The organism is Streptomyces sp. NBC_00158, assembly GCF_045160885.1.
Classification (GTDB): Bacteria; Actinomycetota; Actinomycetes; order Streptomycetales; family Streptomycetaceae; genus Streptomyces.
In genome coordinates, this window is record NZ_CP108161.1 from 2,515,935 (window position 1) to 2,530,872 (window position 14,938).

At 70.4% G+C, this 14,938-nt stretch carries 17 protein-coding genes and 1 pseudogene; 8 read left to right on the top strand and 10 right to left on the bottom strand.

From position 1 onward, the window contains the following. Nucleotides 1-52: 52 nt before the first annotated feature. The gene (locus OG553_RS11155; RefSeq protein ID WP_405978824.1) at nucleotides 53-2,344 is read right to left on the bottom strand and encodes a transglycosylase domain-containing protein; all 2,292 of its coding nucleotides are present in this window, start codon (nucleotides 2,342-2,344) and stop codon (nucleotides 53-55) included. Nucleotides 2,345-2,588: 244 nt separating this feature from the next. Here OG553_RS11155 and OG553_RS11160 point away from each other — a divergent pair, with 244 nt between their 5' ends. From OG553_RS11160 to OG553_RS11180, 5 genes are all read left to right on the top strand, one after another. Then, the gene (locus OG553_RS11160) at nucleotides 2,589-3,500 is read left to right on the top strand and encodes an SPFH domain-containing protein (protein WP_405978825.1); all 912 of its coding nucleotides are present in this window, start codon (nucleotides 2,589-2,591) and stop codon (nucleotides 3,498-3,500) included. Then, nucleotides 3,497-3,814: an AT hook motif protein gene (locus tag OG553_RS11165; protein WP_405978826.1), complete on the top strand. Its 318-nt coding sequence runs from the start codon at nucleotides 3,497-3,499 to the stop codon at nucleotides 3,812-3,814. The genes OG553_RS11160 and OG553_RS11165 overlap by 4 nt, the downstream gene beginning before the upstream one ends. A 157-nt stretch (nucleotides 3,815-3,971) precedes the next feature. Further along, on the top strand, nucleotides 3,972-4,496 hold the full coding sequence (locus OG553_RS11170) for a PadR family transcriptional regulator (protein ID WP_405978827.1): 525 nt from the start codon (nucleotides 3,972-3,974) through the stop codon (nucleotides 4,494-4,496). Continuing rightward, nucleotides 4,493-5,179 (top strand): ABC transporter ATP-binding protein, encoded by a 687-nt coding sequence (locus tag OG553_RS11175; protein WP_405978828.1) that lies wholly within the window; start codon nucleotides 4,493-4,495, stop codon nucleotides 5,177-5,179. The genes OG553_RS11170 and OG553_RS11175 overlap by 4 nt, the downstream gene beginning before the upstream one ends. Further along, a complete protein-coding gene (locus OG553_RS11180) occupies nucleotides 5,176-7,524 on the top strand; it encodes an ABC transporter permease (protein WP_405978829.1) in 2,349 nt (782 codons plus the stop codon). Before OG553_RS11175 ends, OG553_RS11180 begins: the two co-directional genes overlap by 4 nt. A gap of 87 nt (nucleotides 7,525-7,611) precedes the next feature. Here the strand turns inward: OG553_RS11180 and OG553_RS11185 are convergent, their stop codons facing one another. Further along, on the bottom strand, nucleotides 7,612-8,559 hold the full coding sequence (locus OG553_RS11185; protein ID WP_405978830.1) for a hydrogen peroxide-inducible genes activator: 948 nt from the start codon (nucleotides 8,557-8,559) through the stop codon (nucleotides 7,612-7,614). 123 nt (nucleotides 8,560-8,682) lie between these two features. On the opposite strand from OG553_RS11185, the gene OG553_RS11190 reads away from it, so the two are divergent. The 3 genes and pseudogenes from OG553_RS11190 (at nucleotide 8,683) to OG553_RS11200 (ending at nucleotide 11,373) form a co-directional block, all read left to right on the top strand. Next, the gene (locus OG553_RS11190) at nucleotides 8,683-9,375 is read left to right on the top strand and encodes a hypothetical protein (RefSeq protein WP_405978831.1); all 693 of its coding nucleotides are present in this window, start codon (nucleotides 8,683-8,685) and stop codon (nucleotides 9,373-9,375) included. A 181-nt stretch (nucleotides 9,376-9,556) separates the two neighbouring features. Beyond that, a pseudogene (locus OG553_RS11195) lies at nucleotides 9,557-9,691 on the top strand (peroxiredoxin); the annotation flags it as partial. Nucleotides 9,692-9,852: 161 nt separating this feature from the next. Continuing rightward, nucleotides 9,853-11,373: a recombinase family protein gene (locus OG553_RS11200; protein ID WP_405978832.1), complete on the top strand. Its 1,521-nt coding sequence runs from the start codon at nucleotides 9,853-9,855 to the stop codon at nucleotides 11,371-11,373. A gap of 18 nt (nucleotides 11,374-11,391) precedes the next feature. Here OG553_RS11200 and OG553_RS11205 read toward each other — a convergent pair whose 3' ends face one another. Genes OG553_RS11205 through OG553_RS11240 form a run of 8 tightly spaced genes read right to left on the bottom strand, consistent with a single transcriptional unit; the run spans nucleotide 11,392 to nucleotide 14,928 of the window. Continuing rightward, complete coding sequence (locus OG553_RS11205; protein WP_405978833.1) at nucleotides 11,392-11,520, bottom strand: hypothetical protein; 129 nt, start codon at nucleotides 11,518-11,520, stop codon at nucleotides 11,392-11,394. Next, nucleotides 11,517-12,206, bottom strand: a complete 690-nt coding sequence (gene thyX, locus OG553_RS11210; protein ID WP_405983016.1) for an FAD-dependent thymidylate synthase — start codon at nucleotides 12,204-12,206, stop codon at nucleotides 11,517-11,519. The genes OG553_RS11205 and thyX overlap by 4 nt, the downstream gene beginning before the upstream one ends. Nucleotides 12,207-12,262: 56 nt before the next feature. Continuing rightward, nucleotides 12,263-12,505 carry a hypothetical protein gene (locus tag OG553_RS11215; RefSeq protein ID WP_405978834.1) on the bottom strand — a complete coding sequence of 81 codons (243 nt, stop codon included), beginning with the start codon at nucleotides 12,503-12,505 and terminating at the stop codon, nucleotides 12,263-12,265. A 21-nt stretch (nucleotides 12,506-12,526) separates the two neighbouring features. Further along, on the bottom strand, nucleotides 12,527-12,799 hold the full coding sequence (locus tag OG553_RS11220; protein WP_405978835.1) for a hypothetical protein: 273 nt from the start codon (nucleotides 12,797-12,799) through the stop codon (nucleotides 12,527-12,529). A gap of 19 nt (nucleotides 12,800-12,818) precedes the next feature. Next, on the bottom strand, nucleotides 12,819-13,250 hold the full coding sequence (locus tag OG553_RS11225; protein ID WP_405978836.1) for a hypothetical protein: 432 nt from the start codon (nucleotides 13,248-13,250) through the stop codon (nucleotides 12,819-12,821). Nucleotides 13,251-13,259: 9 nt separating this feature from the next. Next, nucleotides 13,260-13,898 (bottom strand): hypothetical protein, encoded by a 639-nt coding sequence (locus tag OG553_RS11230; protein ID WP_405978837.1) that lies wholly within the window; start codon nucleotides 13,896-13,898, stop codon nucleotides 13,260-13,262. Between the two features lie 5 nt (nucleotides 13,899-13,903). Continuing rightward, nucleotides 13,904-14,257 (bottom strand): hypothetical protein, encoded by a 354-nt coding sequence (locus OG553_RS11235; protein WP_405978838.1) that lies wholly within the window; start codon nucleotides 14,255-14,257, stop codon nucleotides 13,904-13,906. Next, a complete protein-coding gene (locus OG553_RS11240) occupies nucleotides 14,254-14,928 on the bottom strand; it encodes a hypothetical protein (RefSeq protein WP_405978839.1) in 675 nt (224 codons plus the stop codon). Before OG553_RS11240 ends, OG553_RS11235 begins: the two co-directional genes overlap by 4 nt. Nucleotides 14,929-14,938: the final 10 nt, after the last annotated feature.

A 14,938-nucleotide genomic window follows, 5' to 3' on the forward strand; every position in this document is an offset into this window, starting at 1 on the left:
GAACGGGACGGCCCCGCAGCGGAATCGCTGCGGGGCCGTCGTCGTCGTGCGCCTACCTGTCGTCCAGGTTCGGACCCGGCGGGACGGGCGGCGTCGGGTCCTTCGTCGGCGGGGTCGGCTTGCCCGTCGGCGTGGTCGGCTTGCCGGTCGGCGTCGTGGGCTTGCCGGTCGGCGGGGTCGAGCCGCCGGAGCTGCCCGAGGGGTCCGGGGTGCCGGTCGGGCGGGTGCTGCCGGAGCCCGACGGCGTCGGGGTGCCGGAGCCGCTCGGGGTGCCCGACGGGGAGGGCGCGCGGGAGGGCGCCGGGGTGCCCATCCTGGCGTCGTCCAGGTCGAACTGGCCCGTGGTCTGGCCCTTGAGCGCGGCCGTCGTGTACGCCTGCCAGATCTGCGCGGGGAAGCTGGAGCCGCCCGCGCGGCCCTTGCCGGCGGTACCGGTCAGGGTGACCTGGCCGTGGGTGTTGGGGTCCTCGCCGAACATCGCGACGACGGTGACCAGTTCGGGGGTGTAGCCGGTGAACCAGGCGGCCACGTTGGACTCGGTGGTACCGGTCTTGCCCGCGGCCTCGTAGGCGGAGCTGCGGACGGCCTTGCCGGAGCCGTTCTCGACCACGCCGGTGAGGACCTTGGTCACGGTGTCGGCGGTGGTGCTGGTGAGCACCTGGGAGCCGATCGGGGTGACGGGGGTGAACTCGCCGTCCTTGTGCTCGGCCTTCTTGATGATGCTCGGCGTGACCTTCTTGCCGTGGTTGTCGAGGGTGGCGTAGACGGCGGCCATCTCGACGGTGTTGGCGCTCATCGTGCCGAGCGACATGGCGGGGCTCGTCTGCGGCCAGCCCGGACGGTCGGTCATGCCCATGGAGAGGGCGGTCTTCTTCACGTTCGTCGGCTTGGCGTCCACGATCATCTGGGCGTAGACCGAGTTGACGGAGGAGTTGGTGGCCTCCTGGACCGAGATCATCGGGTCGCCGTAGTTCTCGTTGTCCTGGTTCTGCGGGGCGAACGGGGTGTCGCTGCCGACCACGGGACGCTTGCTGGTGCCGTCGTAGAGGGTGCTCGGGTTGATCGGGCGGCCGTCCTGGGTCTTCGACCCGTTCTCCAGGGCGGAGGCCAGCACGATCGGCTTGAAGGTCGAGCCCGGCTGGAAGTCGGTGCGCAGGGCGTTGCTCGCCGCCTTCTCCGTCAGGCCCACGCCGCCGTACATGGCGACGATGTGGCCGGTCTTGGCGTCGACGGAGGTGGCGCCGGCCTGGACGCTCTGGTCCTGGGGCCGGTTCTTGGTGTCCTTGCGGTCGAGCTTGGACTCCAGCTCGTCCTGGACGGCCTTCTCCAGGGCGGCCTGCTTCTTCTTGTCGATGGCGAGGGTGATCGTCCAGCCGCCGGCGTTGATCTGGGCGTCCTTGATCCCCTGGCGGTTCATCTCGGCCTCGGCGGCCTGGATGAGGTAGCCCTTCTGGCCGTCCATGCCCGGACGCGGCTTGGGCTTGATCGGCTCCTGGAACTTCAGGGTCTGGCGCTTGGCCTGGTCCAGCTTGCCCATCTCGACCATGTTGTCGAGGACGGCGTTGAAGCGGATCATCACGAGGCGCTTGCCGTTGGGGCCGGCGGTCGCCCAGTCGTACTGGCTGGGGGCCTGGATGACGGCGGCGAGGTACGCGCCCTGCTCCAGGGTCAGCTTGTCGGAGTCGACGCCGTAGTAGGCCTGGGCGGCGGCCTGGATGCCGTACGCGTTGCGGCCGTAGAAGTTGGTGTTCAGGTAGCCCGCGAGGATGTCGGGCTTCTCCATCCGCTGGTCGACCTTGAGGGAGATGATCAGCTCGCGCAGCTTGCGCGTCGGCGACTGGTCCTGGGTCAGGTAGTAGTTCTTGACGTACTGCTGGGTGATCGTCGAACCACCGGCCGTGCCCTTGCCGCGGACCGTGTTGACGAGGCCGCGGACCACGCCCATGACGTCGACGCCGCGGTCCGTGTAGAAGGTCTTGTTCTCGATCGCGATGAACGCGGTGCGGACGTCCTCGGGGACCTTGTCGATCGGGACGATCTCGCGGTTCATGTCGCCGGTGCGGGCCATGATCGAACCGTCGGCGTACTTGTACGTGTTGCTCTGGAGCGTCGCGGTCTTGTTCGGGTCGGTCGGCTCGTCCACGGAGAAGTAGAGGGCTATGCCCGCGACCACCAGGAGGAGGATGCCGCCGAGGAAAGTCCCCAGCAGCGTCTTCCAGTTGAGGAAGCGGCGTATGCCACTGCGCTTCTTCGTCGCCTTGCCCGCGCGCCCGCCGGCGCGCCCGCTCGGCGCATTCCGCGCACCGCGTTGCTGCTGCGCCCGTCGCGCATCTGCTCGGCCCATCGCTCCCGCTCCGCTCGATTACCCCCCCGACGTCAGCTCAGAAAACTAACACCGCAGGCTGTGACAAAGGTTGATCAACCCAGATCAATACCGGTCAATTCGGACGTGAGAATCAGCACCCACTCCGATGGAACCGACGCCAACGATGCCGGAAGGGTTGCGGTGTCCGCAAAAAGTGATATCACTTTGATAGAGCGACGCGGTCGACGACGGCCGGACGCAACACACCAAACGGGGGCATTCCATGGCAATCGAAGCGGACGCACGGCCGAGTGCGGTACGTGAGTTCACGGCGCGCAGCGTCGGCGGCGGACCCGCCCTGCTCTTCGGGCTGGTGGGCGTGGCGGCCGGGGCGGGTCTGCTGGCGGTCGCCGCCGTGTCCGCCGCGACGGCGGTCAAGGCGACCCTGATCCCGCTGGGCGCCCTGCTGGTCCTCTCCGCCTTCTTCGCGATGACCGGCCTCAACACCGTGGCCCCCGGCGAGGCCCGGGTGGTCCAGCTCTTCGGCCGCTACCGGGGCACGGTCCGCGCGGACGGACTGCGCTGGGTCAACCCGCTGACCTCGCGCCAGAAGATCTCCACCCGGGTGCGCAACCACGAGACGGCCGTCCTCAAGGTCAACGACGCCTACGGCAACCCGATCGAGCTCGCGGCGGTCGTGGTGTGGAGGGTCGCCGACACGGCGCGCGCCGTCTTCGAGGTCGATGACTTCACCGAGTTCGTCGAGACCCAGACCGAGGCGGCGGTCCGGCACATCGCGATCGAGTACCCCTACGACGCCCACGACGAGGGCGGCCTGTCGCTGCGCGGGAACGCCGAGGAGATCACCGAGAAGCTCGCGGCCGAGCTGGCGACCCGGGTCGAGGCGGCGGGCGTGGAGATCGTCGAGTCCCGCTTCACGCATCTCGCGTACGCTCCGGAGATCGCCTCCGCGATGCTCCAGCGCCAGCAGGCGGGCGCGGTCGTGGCGGCCCGCAAGCAGATCGTCGAGGGCGCGGTGGGCATGGTGGAGCTCGCCCTGACCCGGCTGGCCGAGGAGGACATCGTGGACCTGGACCCGGAGCGCAAGGCCTCCATGGTCTCGAACCTGATGGTGGTGCTCTGCGGCGACCGCGCGGCCACGCCCGTCATCAACACGGGCACCCTCTACCAGTGACCCCCTCCGCCGCCCCCCGCCCCGGCGGGCCCCAGGGCCAGGGTTCCGGGTCCGGTCCCGGGTCCGGTCCCGCCCCGGACCCCGCCGAGGGCAAGACCGCCCGGGTGGCACGGCAGGCGCGCAAGCAGGTGCTCCTGCGGCTCGACCCGCAGGTCTACGACGCCCTCGCGCGCTGGGCCGGCGAGGAGCTGCGCAGCGCGAACGCGCAGATCGAGTTCCTGCTGCGCAGGGCCCTGTCCGAGTCGGGCCGGCTCCCCGGCGGCGCCGCCCCGATCCCCCCGCGCGGCCGCCCCCGCAGCGCACCGGACCCCTGAGCCCGTGCGCCCGTGATCCCGCAATCCCGCAGGACCCGTCCGGGCCCGCCGACTCCGCGTCGGCGGGCCTTCGGCGTATCCGCTGCGGGCATCCGCGCGTATCCGCACGTCAGAGACCTATACACCATGCGTATACACGACGTGTATAGTCGCGGCCATGTCCATCGGCCACACCCTGCTCGGCCTCCTCGAGGCCGGCCCGCGCCACGGCTACGACCTCAAGCGCGCCTTCGACGAGACCTTCGGCCACGACCGCCCCCTCGCATACGGGCAGGTCTACTCGACCATGTCCCGGCTCCTGAAGAACGGCCTCGTAGAGGTCGACGGGGTCGAGAGCGGCGGCGGTCCCGAACGCAAGCGGTACGCGATCACCGACGCCGGCATCACCGACGTCGAGCACTGGCTCTCCGAGCCCGAGAAGCCCGAGCCGTACCTCCAGTCGACCCTGTACACCAAGGTGGTCCTGGCGCTGCTGACCCACCGCAGCGCCGACGGGCTCCTCGACACCCAGCGCGCCGAGCACCTGCGGCTGATGCGCATCCTGACCCAGCGCAAGCGCAAGGGCGACATCGCCGACCAGCTGGTCTGCGACCACGCCCTGTTCCACCTGGAGGCCGACCTGCGCTGGCTGGAGCTCACCGCCGCCCGCCTCGACCAGCTCGCCCGGGAGGTCCGCCGATGACCCCCGCCGGCACCCTGCTCGCCGCCGCGGACCTGCGCAAGTCGTACGGGCCCACCAAGGCCCTGGACGGCGCCGGGTTCTCCATCCACCCGGGCGAGGTCGTCGCCGTCATGGGGCCCTCCGGCTCCGGCAAGTCGACGCTGCTGCACTGCCTCGCCGGGATCGTCACCCCCGACTCCGGCACCGTCACCTACGCCGGCCGCGAGCTGTCCTCGATGAAGGACGCGGAGCGCAGCGCCCTGCGCCGCAGCGACTTCGGCTTCGTCTTCCAGTTCGGCCAGCTCGTCCCCGAGCTGACCTGCGTGGAGAACGTGGCCCTGCCGCTGCGCCTCGCCGGGACCCGGCGCAGGGAGGCCGAGGCGACCGCGCTGCGCTGGATGGAGCGGCTCCAGGTCGAGGACCTCGCCGCCAAGCGCCCCGGCGAGATCAGCGGCGGCCAGGGCCAGCGGGTGGCCGTGGCGCGGGCCCTGGTCACCGGACCCCGGGTGATCTTCGCGGACGAGCCCACGGGCGCCCTGGACTCCCTCAACGGCGAGCTGGTGATGCAGCTCCTCACCGAGGCCGCCCGGTCGGCGAACGCCGCCGTCGTCCTCGTCACGCACGAGACCCGGGTCGCCGCGTACTCGGACCGCGAGATCGTCGTGCGCGACGGCCGCTCCCGCGACATGGAGCCGGTCGTATGAGCGCGCCCGGCAGGACCCGCGCGTGGTCCCGGGACCTCGCCATGGGCGCCCGGTTCGCCCTCGGCGGCGGCCGCGAGGGGTGGCTGCGGACCCTCTTCACCGGTGTGGGCGTCGGCCTCGGCGTCGCGCTGCTGCTGATCAGCACGGCCGTCCCGAGCGCGCTCGCCGCCCGGCAGGAGCGCGGGAACGCCCGCTCCCTCCTGGGCGCGCCCACGGCCGCGGCACCGGGCCCCGACACCCTGCTCATAGCCCGCGCCGACATGACGTACCGCGGCCAGGACGTCGAGGGCCGGCTGCTGAAGCCGGAGGGCCCCGGGGCCCCGGTCCCGCCGGGCCTGAAGGCCTTCCCCGCCCCCGGTGAACTGGCCGTCTCCCCCGCCCTGCGCGAGCTGCTGCGCTCGCCGGAGGGAGCGCTGCTGCGCGAGCGCCTCGACGGCAGGATCGGCGCCGTCATCGGCGACGCCGGCCTGACCGGCCCGGCCGAGCTCGTCTTCTACCGGGGCGCCGAGAGCCTCCCGGCGACCGAGCCGGGCGAGTTCCGCGTCCGGCGCGTCACCGGCTTCGCCCCCGCTCCCGAACGGGCGGAGCTCAGCCCGGTGCTGATGCTCACCGTCCTGCTGACCTTCGTGGCCCTGCTGCTGCCGGTCGCCGTGTTCATCGCCGCCGCCGTCCGCTCCGGCGGGGAGCGGCGCGACCAGCGGCTCGCCGCGCTGCGCCTGGTCGGCGCCGACGGGCGGACGGTCCGCCGGATCGCGGCCGGGGAGGCGCTGGCCGGAGCCGCGGCCGGGCTCGTACTGGGCTCCGCCTTCTTCCTGGTCGGGCGCCGGCTGGTCGGCTCCCTCTCCCTCGGCCAGCGCAGCGTCTTCCCGGCCGACCTGGCCCCCGCGCCGGGGCTGGTCGCCCTGGTGGCCCTCGCCGTTCCGGTCGCGGCCGTGGCCGTGACCCTGTTCACGCTGCGCGGGGTGGTCATCGAGCCGCTGGGCGTCCTGCGTACGGCGCCCCCGCGCCGACGCCGCATCTGGTGGCGGCTGCTGCTGCCGCTCGGCGGGCTCGGCCTGCTCGCGCCGCTGGCGGGCCGCCGATACGAGGGCGGCCGGTTCAACGAGTGGCTGGTCGGCGGCGGCGTGGTGCTGCTGCTGGTCGGGGTCACCGCCCTGCTCCCGTGGCTGCTGGAGCGGTGCGTCGGCCGGATGCGCGGCGGGCCCGTCTCCTGGCAGCTGGCGGTCCGCCGCCTACAGGTCTCCAGCGGTCCCTCCGCCCGGCTGGTCAACGGCATCACGGTGGCCGTCGCCGGGGCGATCGCCCTCCAGATGCTCTTCTCGGGCGTGGAGGCGGACACCACGCGGGAGACCGGGCAGGACCCGTCCCGGGCCTCGGTCGCGGTGCTGATGCACGGTGGCACCGAGGACGGTCTGGAAGAACTCGGCCGGCAGCTCGCCGGGACCCCGGGCGTGGTCCGGGCCGTCCCGCTGACCGTCGTGGGCGTCGCCCGGCAGGTCCCGAGCCCCGGCTCGCCCGACGTGACCATCGGCAGCTGCCGGGCGCTCGACGAGGTGGCGGAGCTCGGCCCCTGCCGGGACGGTGACGTCTTCCTCCTCAGCGGCGGCCCCCTGGAGGAGGCCGTCGCTCCCGGGGACCGGGTGTTCGCCGGGGACGTCAGGATCTCCGCCGCGGAGTCGGCCGCCCTGGGCGGGAAGACCGTCGAGTGGACCGTCCCGGCCGGCGCCCGTACCGTCCGCCCCCGCGAGGACCCGACCGGCAAGCTCCGCACGGGCCTGCTGGCCACCCCGTCCGCCGCGCCCAAGGACGTGGGGCGGGCCCGGTTCGCGCAGGTCTACGTCCAGCTCGACGACTCCGTGCCGGACGGGCTGGAGCGGGTGCGCACCGCCGCCTTCAAGGCGGACCCCCTGGCCACGGCGATGACCCTGCGGGCCACGCAGGAGGACGGCGCCCTCCCCGGGATCCGGGCCGGGCTGTTCTTCGGCGCGGCCGGGGTCCTGGTCCTGATCGGCACCAGCCTGCTGGTCGGCCAGCTGGAGCAGCTGCGCGAGCGCAGGAGGCTGCTGGCGGCCCTGGTCGCGTTCGGCACCAGGCGCTCGACGCTGTGCCTGTCGGTGTTCTGGCAGACGGCGCTGCCGGTGGCCCTCGGGCTGGTCCTGGCGGCGGTGGCGGGCACCGGGCTGGGCTCGCTGCTGATGGGGCTGGCGCAGGTCCCGGTGCGGGTCGAGTGGACCCAGGTGCTCCTGCTGACCGGCGCCGGCGCGGGGCTGGTCGCGGCGGTCACCCTGCTGAGCCTGCCGCCGCTGCTGCGCCTGATGCGCCCCGACGGGCTGCGCACGGAGTAGCGGGCGGAGCCGTACGCCCCAGGGGGTGTCCGCGAAGTCGCGCCGTCCGCCCGGGGGGCGGGGCAGGCGCTACTCCGCGGACACCCCCTACTCCGCGGGCCACACCGGGAGGGGGCGTACGGCTTCGCGGAGCGCCGCGGCGATGGCCCGGAACTCCTCCTGCCGGGCGGTCCCGGTCCGCATGGCCAGCGCGATCCGCCGCGAGGGCGCGGGCTCGGCGAAGTAGCCGGTGGCCAGGTACTCGTTGCGCGCGGTCTCCAGCCGCAGCGCGGTGCGCGGCAACAGGGTCACGCCCAGTCCCCCGGCGACCAGTTGTACGAGGGTGGACAGTCCTGCGGCGGTCGTGGTGACGGCGGCCCCGTCGGACCGGCCCGCCTCGCGGCAGATGTCGAGGGCCTGGTCGCGCAGGCAGTGCCCCTCGTCGAGCAGCAGCAGCCGCAGGTCGCGCAGTTCCTCGCGCGGGATGTCGCGGCGTCCGGCGAGCGGGTGTTCGCGGGGCGCCAGCAGGACGAAGTCCTCGTCGAAGACGGGCAGTTCGGTGACCCCGGGGACGCCGAGCGGCACCGCGAGCAGCAGCAGGTCGAGCCGCCCGCCGGCCAGTCCCTCCAGCAGCGAGGAGGTCTGCTCCTCGTGCACCTGGAGGTCCATGCGGGGGTAGCGCCGGTGGAAGAGCCCGAGGACGGTCGGCAGCAGGTACGGGGCGACCGTGGGGATCACCCCGAGCCGCATGATCCCGGTGAAGGGGGCCCGTACGGCCTCGGCCTCCTCCAGCAGCCCGCCCATGGCGTCGAGCACCGTGCGGGCCCGGGCCGCGATCCGCTCGCCCGCCGGGGAGAGCAGCACCTTGCGGGTGGTCCGCTCCAGCAGCTGGACGCCGAGGGCCTCCTCCAGTGCGGAGACGGCGCCGGAGAGCGCGGGCTGGCTCATGCCGATCGAGGCGGCCGCGTCCCGGAAGTGCAGGTGTTCGGCGACGGCGGCGAACGCCCGCAGCTGTGCGAGCGTCGCCTGCTTCGCTCCCCTGTTGCCGACAGCCACTGATAGGTACCTCCGATCGCCCAGCACCAGACTAGGCCGTGCGCGCTGCGGGCGGCCCGGTGGTGCGTGAGAGTGGAGGGAGGGACGAAGGGCCCGGCCACGGGCCGAACCCTGGAGGCAACCATGAGGAACAAGTTCCTGCGGATCGCCGTTCTGACCCCTCTGGCGGTCTCACCGCTGGTCCTCGGCCCGACGGTCATGGCCCACGCCGCACCGGCGGCCCCCACGGCCGGCACCTGCGAGGTCATCAAGGGCTACGGCAAGCCGCCGAACGAGTGGGCGGTCCAGGGCAAGGGATTCACCGAGGACGTCGTCTCCGTCAAGGGCGACAACGGCTACAGCAACCCGGACTACAAGCCCACCAAGGGCAGCGTCGCGATCGGCAGCGTGCCCGCCGGCCACTACACGGTCGGGGGCGTGACCTGCACGGGCGGCACGGACCCCGTGAAGACCGGAACCGACACGGGTACGGACGCCGACGCGAAGGCCCAGTACGACAAGGGCTTCCAGAAGGGGTTCCAGGCGATCAGGGCACAGTGCGGCGCGAAGCCGCCGCAGAACCTGGCCCAGGTCGACCCGAACTGGCAGAAGGGCTACGACGCGGGCGCGGCCCTGGCCGCCAAGACGTTCTGCGGCGGCACGCAGGACGGGCAGACGGGCACCACCGAGTACGACAAGGGCTACCAGCGCGGCTACGACTCCACGAAGACCACCTGCAAGACCGCTCCCCCGCAGACCGCGGTCCAGCCCGACCCCGAGTGGCTGCGCGGCTACGGCGAGGGCGCCGCGAAGGCCCTGGCGGAGTTCTGCAAGTAGGCGCAAGCAGGCGGGTCTCCCCGCCGGACCTCCCCCACGGAGATGATTGATAGGGAAGCCTGATCAGCGGGACCGCCCTTAGCGATTTCCGCGATCAATGTCACTGTGCCAGCATGTGAGACCGTCCAACCCCTTCGGAAAGCCCCCAAAAGGGCCCCTTTCCGCTCTGCAAGGAGTCAGTGTGCTCACTGTCGGTGACAAGTTCCCCACCTACGATCTGACCGCCTGCGTCTCCCTCGACGCCGACAAGCAGTTCGCGCAGATCGACCACAAGTCCTACGAGGGCAAGTGGCGCGTGGTGTTTTTCTGGCCCAAGGCCAGCGTTTAACCCACCTGCGGAACCAACGGTTCCACATGTGATAATCGCTCCTTGGCATATGGCTCGAAGCCGCTGACCAGCCGGGTTGGACACCTGCGTCAGCGCGCAGCGAGCGAGCAAGGGAGCACCACTTGATACCCGTCGGCATGTACCGGCGCGTGTCCGAGGACAAGGCCATGAAGGGCCTCGCCTCGACATGGCGTGAGGTCGAGGAGCAGGTCAAGGAACAGGAAGACGCGATACGCGCCCTGGCCTCTGTCCTCCCCGACGACGTGACGATCGTCCGCGATTACTGCGACAACAACACGCCTGCCTCGGACCCCTTCATCGTCCGCCAGGACTTCGAGAACATGTTGAAGGATCTCGAAGCGGGCATCATCCGAGGCATTCTCTTCCTGCACTCCGACCGGCTTGCGCGCCTCGTCTATGACGCCGCCCGCGTGTGCCGGGTCTTCGAGATGAACCCCGAGTACATCGGCCTGAGCGTCGAGGGCAGCGTGAACCTCGCGACCGTCGAGGGTCGGGGCATGTTCGTCATGCAGGCCACCGTGGGCAACATGGAGATCGGCAACACGCGCCGCCGTGTGGCCCGTACGAACCGCCGTGTCGCCGAGAAGGGCGTCATGCACGGAGCGCCTCGCGCCTTCGGCTGGGGTGAGGACCGGCGCACCCTGGATGACGTGGAAAGCAAGATGATCCGCGATGCGATCCTCGCCATCCCTGGCGGTTACAAGGTCGCCGACTTCCGCCGGGCCCTGATCGAGTACGGCTACGAGCCGAAGCGGAACAAGAAGTCACACGACGGTATCCGCAAGATCCAGCACACGGCCGCCGAGGCGATCCTCATAAGCCCGCGCGTTGCTGGCTATCGCTTCCACGTCCCCGAGTCCATGCGCCGGGCGGCCTCGGGGCGCTTGTGGCTGCCGGACTTCATCGTCTACAAGAACGGTGAGCCGGTCCGGGGTGACTGGGAAGCTCCCTGCTCGCCGGACGAGTGGCAGGCCGCGGTGGACGAGATCAAGCGGCGCAAGGAGGCGAACAAGGCCGGACTCAAGAGCGGGAAGCACGACACCACGGCGTCGCACTTTCTGTCTGGGATAGCGCGGTGCGGGAAGTGCTCGTCGCCGATGTGGTCCAACCCCTACAAGAGAGGGACGGGCGCTTACGAGAAGTACAGGTTCCGGTACGCCTGCCTCTCGAACCAGGGAGGGTGCGGCGGGATCACCCGCGTCGGGCCGCCGATTGATGAGCTGGTCGAGACCGCGTTCCTGTTGGAGACGCGGGTGACGCTCGGCTCCGATGTGGCGAAGGCTGCGGAGATCGACGAGACGGTCCACGACAGGCGGCTCTCGGAGATCGCGAGCGAGATCGAGGACGTGAACGCGCGGCGCAAGGCAGGGCGGATCTCTACCTCGTCGGCTCTCGACATGATCGAGGACTTGGAAGGCGAGCGGGAGAAGCTGACCTCGAAGCGCGGACAGCTTGCCCTTCAGAAGCGGAAGAAGGCAATGCTGACGCCGGACGCGCTCGCGGACTGGGAAGGGCTGACGATGACGGAGAAGCGCACGCGCCTGAAGGCTGCTGTGCGGGCCGTGATCGTGCATCCCGCCGGCAGAGGGAAGCGGTTCGATCCGGAGCTGATCGAGGTTGTCTGGCAGAAGAACCAGGCGGCGACGTAACGGGGAAAGTCCCCCTCCCTACACGGGGAGGGGGACTTCTCTCTTGGCGGGCCGTAGACCCCAGAGCTTCATGACGTAGTGCCGGTGGGCCTCGTCCCGTACGGGCGCCTTGGCCAACTCGCGCTTCAGCCACTCCTCTTTCGTCACGGGGCGACTCTCCCGTTCGCCTCGAAGGCCGCGTGGGTCACGGGCATGAGGTCGGCGAAGATCGCTTCGGCCTTCTCGGCGCACATCTCGATCTCGCGCTGAGGGTTGGAAACGAATGCAGCGTCCTCGCGATGGGTGCGGAGGCTGAGGAAGTTCATCAGTCCGCGGGGGTTCATGGTGACGTACATCGAGGTGTAGATGCCGACCGGCAGGGCGGCGCGGGCGACCTCGCGGGCGATGCCGGCGGAGAGCATCCGCTCGTAGGAGCGATAGGTGGTCTCGTAGGCGTTGACCAGCTCGGCGTCCACGATGGCGAACTGCTCTGTCGTGCCCGGCTCGAAGCGGTAGCTGCCTGCCTTGCCGACCTGGACGAGGTTGCGGCCTACTGCGGGGAGGTAGAAGTCGGGCCGCAGCTCGCGGTAGCGGGCGGACTCCTCGTTGTACGAGGCGATGCGGTGGCGCTGCCATTCACGGAAGACGAAGATCGGGGCCTCGACGTACAGGGTGAGGCTGCCGTGTTCGAAGGGGCTGCCGTGCCTCTCGCGCATGAGGAATCCGATCAGCCCCTTGTCTCGGGCTTCCTCGGTCGTCCGGGCGCCGCCGGAGCTGCGGCCGAGGGTGGAGACGCGGGCGGCGCGCACGACCGCTTCGTCCGACAGGTTGTGGTCGACGAGCTGGACGGTCATGTCGGAACGGAGGTTGATGGGGGTCACGACGAGCCTCTCTGGTTCAATCTTTACACTCAGGCCGCGTAGTGGGCGGCCTGCTCTTCATAGGAGCGGCGGGACTGCTTCGTGAGGTGCCACATGCCGAAGTCGCACTGGTAGACGCGGTTTTCGCGGTCGATGGCCCGGCGCTGTCCTCGACGTTCGGCATTGCGGTCGCGCTTGGCCTGAGCCCGGCCGAGCGCCTTCTCCGCTGCTCGCTCGTCGGCAAAGGCCCGCTTGCCGGAGCACTCGCAGGTGTGGAATTCGACGGTCTTCATGGTGATGGCTCCTTCGGCGGGTCAGTGGCGGGTGAGTCCGAGGCTGCGGCTGCGGTTGCGGATGATCCGCATGTAGACAAGGACGGCTGGGCGCTGGACTCCGAGGTACTCGGCGAAATGGCGGGCGGGGTTGATGACACCTTCCGCCTCGGCTTTCGCGAGGTGAGCGGCGAGGCGAACGAGGAAGGCATCGGATACCCGTGCCGTCTTGCCGCGCAGGGCCAGCAGTTCGGCGATCTCGTCCTCGGTGATGCTCGGGGCGCGGAGGATGTCGGCCGGGTCGGTGCTGGTCATTCTGCGTCCGTCTCTCTGATCACTTCTGCTGGAACTTGCCACAGGGGCAGGTGGGGATCTGGCAGGCGCCTCGGGCGGCGCCGGCAAGGGAGTGAGTGAAGGGGGCGTGGCCGCATTCGGGGTGGAAGCAGTAGCCCTTCCACCCCTTCTTGCCGTCCACGTTGGCCAACATCGCGCCGGGGCTGTAGAGCTTGACGACTCGGCCGGTCCCCCCGAAGGCCATCTTCGAGGCGAAGGTCTTGATCTCGGCTTCGCTTCCGAACGGCCCGAAATTCAATCCGCGGTGCCCGTCCTTCCAGGTGTGCACGAGGGCGAACAGGTCGCGCATCTGGAGGAGTTCGGCGGCTGTCTTGTAGATCGCCTTTGCCATCTGGTCGGCGCTCTCGAAGGTGGGGTCCTCCAGGAGCGCCTTGATAGCTTCGACCTCTTCCTTCCGGGGGGTCAATCTCATGGCTTCACCTTAACAGGCGTGTTCCATGTTTACATCTGCCGCCCTGATGGTCTGCATCACACGCGCGTACATCTCCCACAGGGTGCCGTCATTGCGGACCACTGCGTCGAAGGCGTATCCGGTCAAGGCGTTCTCGCTCGCGTGCCCGGTCTGCGCGATGGGGCTTGAGCCCGGCCGCTCCACGAGGATGACCAGGCCGCCGCGCTGGCGGATCGCGTCCGCCTCGTTGGGAAAGCGCACGTCGGTGATGACGGTGGGGCCCCAGGTCTCGTAGTCGCGGAAGAGAGCGTCGACCCACACGTTCTCCCCCAGGGCTGCCCGGCCGCCCTCAGTGCCGAGCCTTTGGAGGTACTGGCGCACCTCGGGGTAGACGTCTTTCGTGGTCTCCCACCCGTAGCCGTCCACCTCGTAGCGGAGGCTGGTCACGCCCTCGGCGTACTCCTTTTCCACCATGAGGGGGTCGAGGGCGTACAGCATCTCCTTGACCTTGTCGGCGAACGCCTTGCGCTGCCACCCGGCGCTGAGGAGTACGTCGGCGGCGGTGTCCTTGCCTGCGCGTGCGGCGCCCGCGAAGCCGACGAGCGGCGCTGGCTCCCTGCCGGATTCCGCGGTGCCGGCGGGCTTGAGTTCGGCGATCGAGGTGTTCATCGTGTTCATCCTTCGTGACTGTCGTGGAGTCGGTTCAGGCCGGGGGCGTGCACGTGTCCCTCGCAGACGTCGCAGTCGCAGTCGTGGAGGCATAGGTCGCATCCGGGCCAGTCGCAGAGTGGGTCGGGACCGTGCCAGTGCTGCGGGTCGGGCTCGTCGCAGCCCCACCCTCCACAGGTGCGGTCGCGGGCCCACGTGGGGTAGACGAGGTGTTCACGCTGGCCGGAGAGGCCGTGGGCGAGGTGCTCGCCTGGGCAGGTGAAGCGGGAGCGGCTGGCGCTCTCGCGGTCCCGGAAGGCCGCCCGGCACAGGGTGCACTGGAGGCGGCCTTCCGGACGCTTGCGGAGCTGGTGCCTCACGCCGTCATCGTGCCGAAGGCGGGGACGGCCGGGCCGAGCGTCCACGTGCCTCCGACCTTCGGGGCGGCCTCGCCAATCGCGGTCTCGAAAGACCACTCCTCAGACATCAGAGACTGACGCATGAGCAGCTCGGCGTGACGGCCCTGGAGGGCGCGGAGCTGGATCTCGACATCGCGGGCCTCGCGCTCAATGGCTGTCAGGCGGGCGTTCCGGCGGCTGCGGAGGAACTCAACAGCCTTCTCGTGGACGAGCTGAGCGTCGCGCCGATGCATCTCGATGAGGGCCTGGACGATCTCGCGGGTCCGCTTGGTCGCCCCCTCGGGGGCCTCATAGTCGCCTATGCCGGTCTGCACGCGGCGAACGTGGATGTGCCAGTCAGTCTGACCAGGGCGGACGACGGTGTACTCCGCCAGGCGGGAGCCGCAGACTTCGAGCGTCCCGGACGCCCCGGCGCGGTTCCACGTGCTGCGGCCGTAGGCGACCGTGAAAGCCGTGGGGAGGAACTCCCACGCACTCTCGGAGTCGGAGACTCGCAGCTCGTGGAACTCGGGTGCGATTTCGACCGTCCCTCGGACTCGCGGGCCAGTCAGCTCGTAGGCGGTAATCCAGGGCTTCGAGGCTTCAGTTCGCTCGACCGTGACGGAACCGAAGGACAGGTTCAGCGTGCTCATGTTGCGCTCT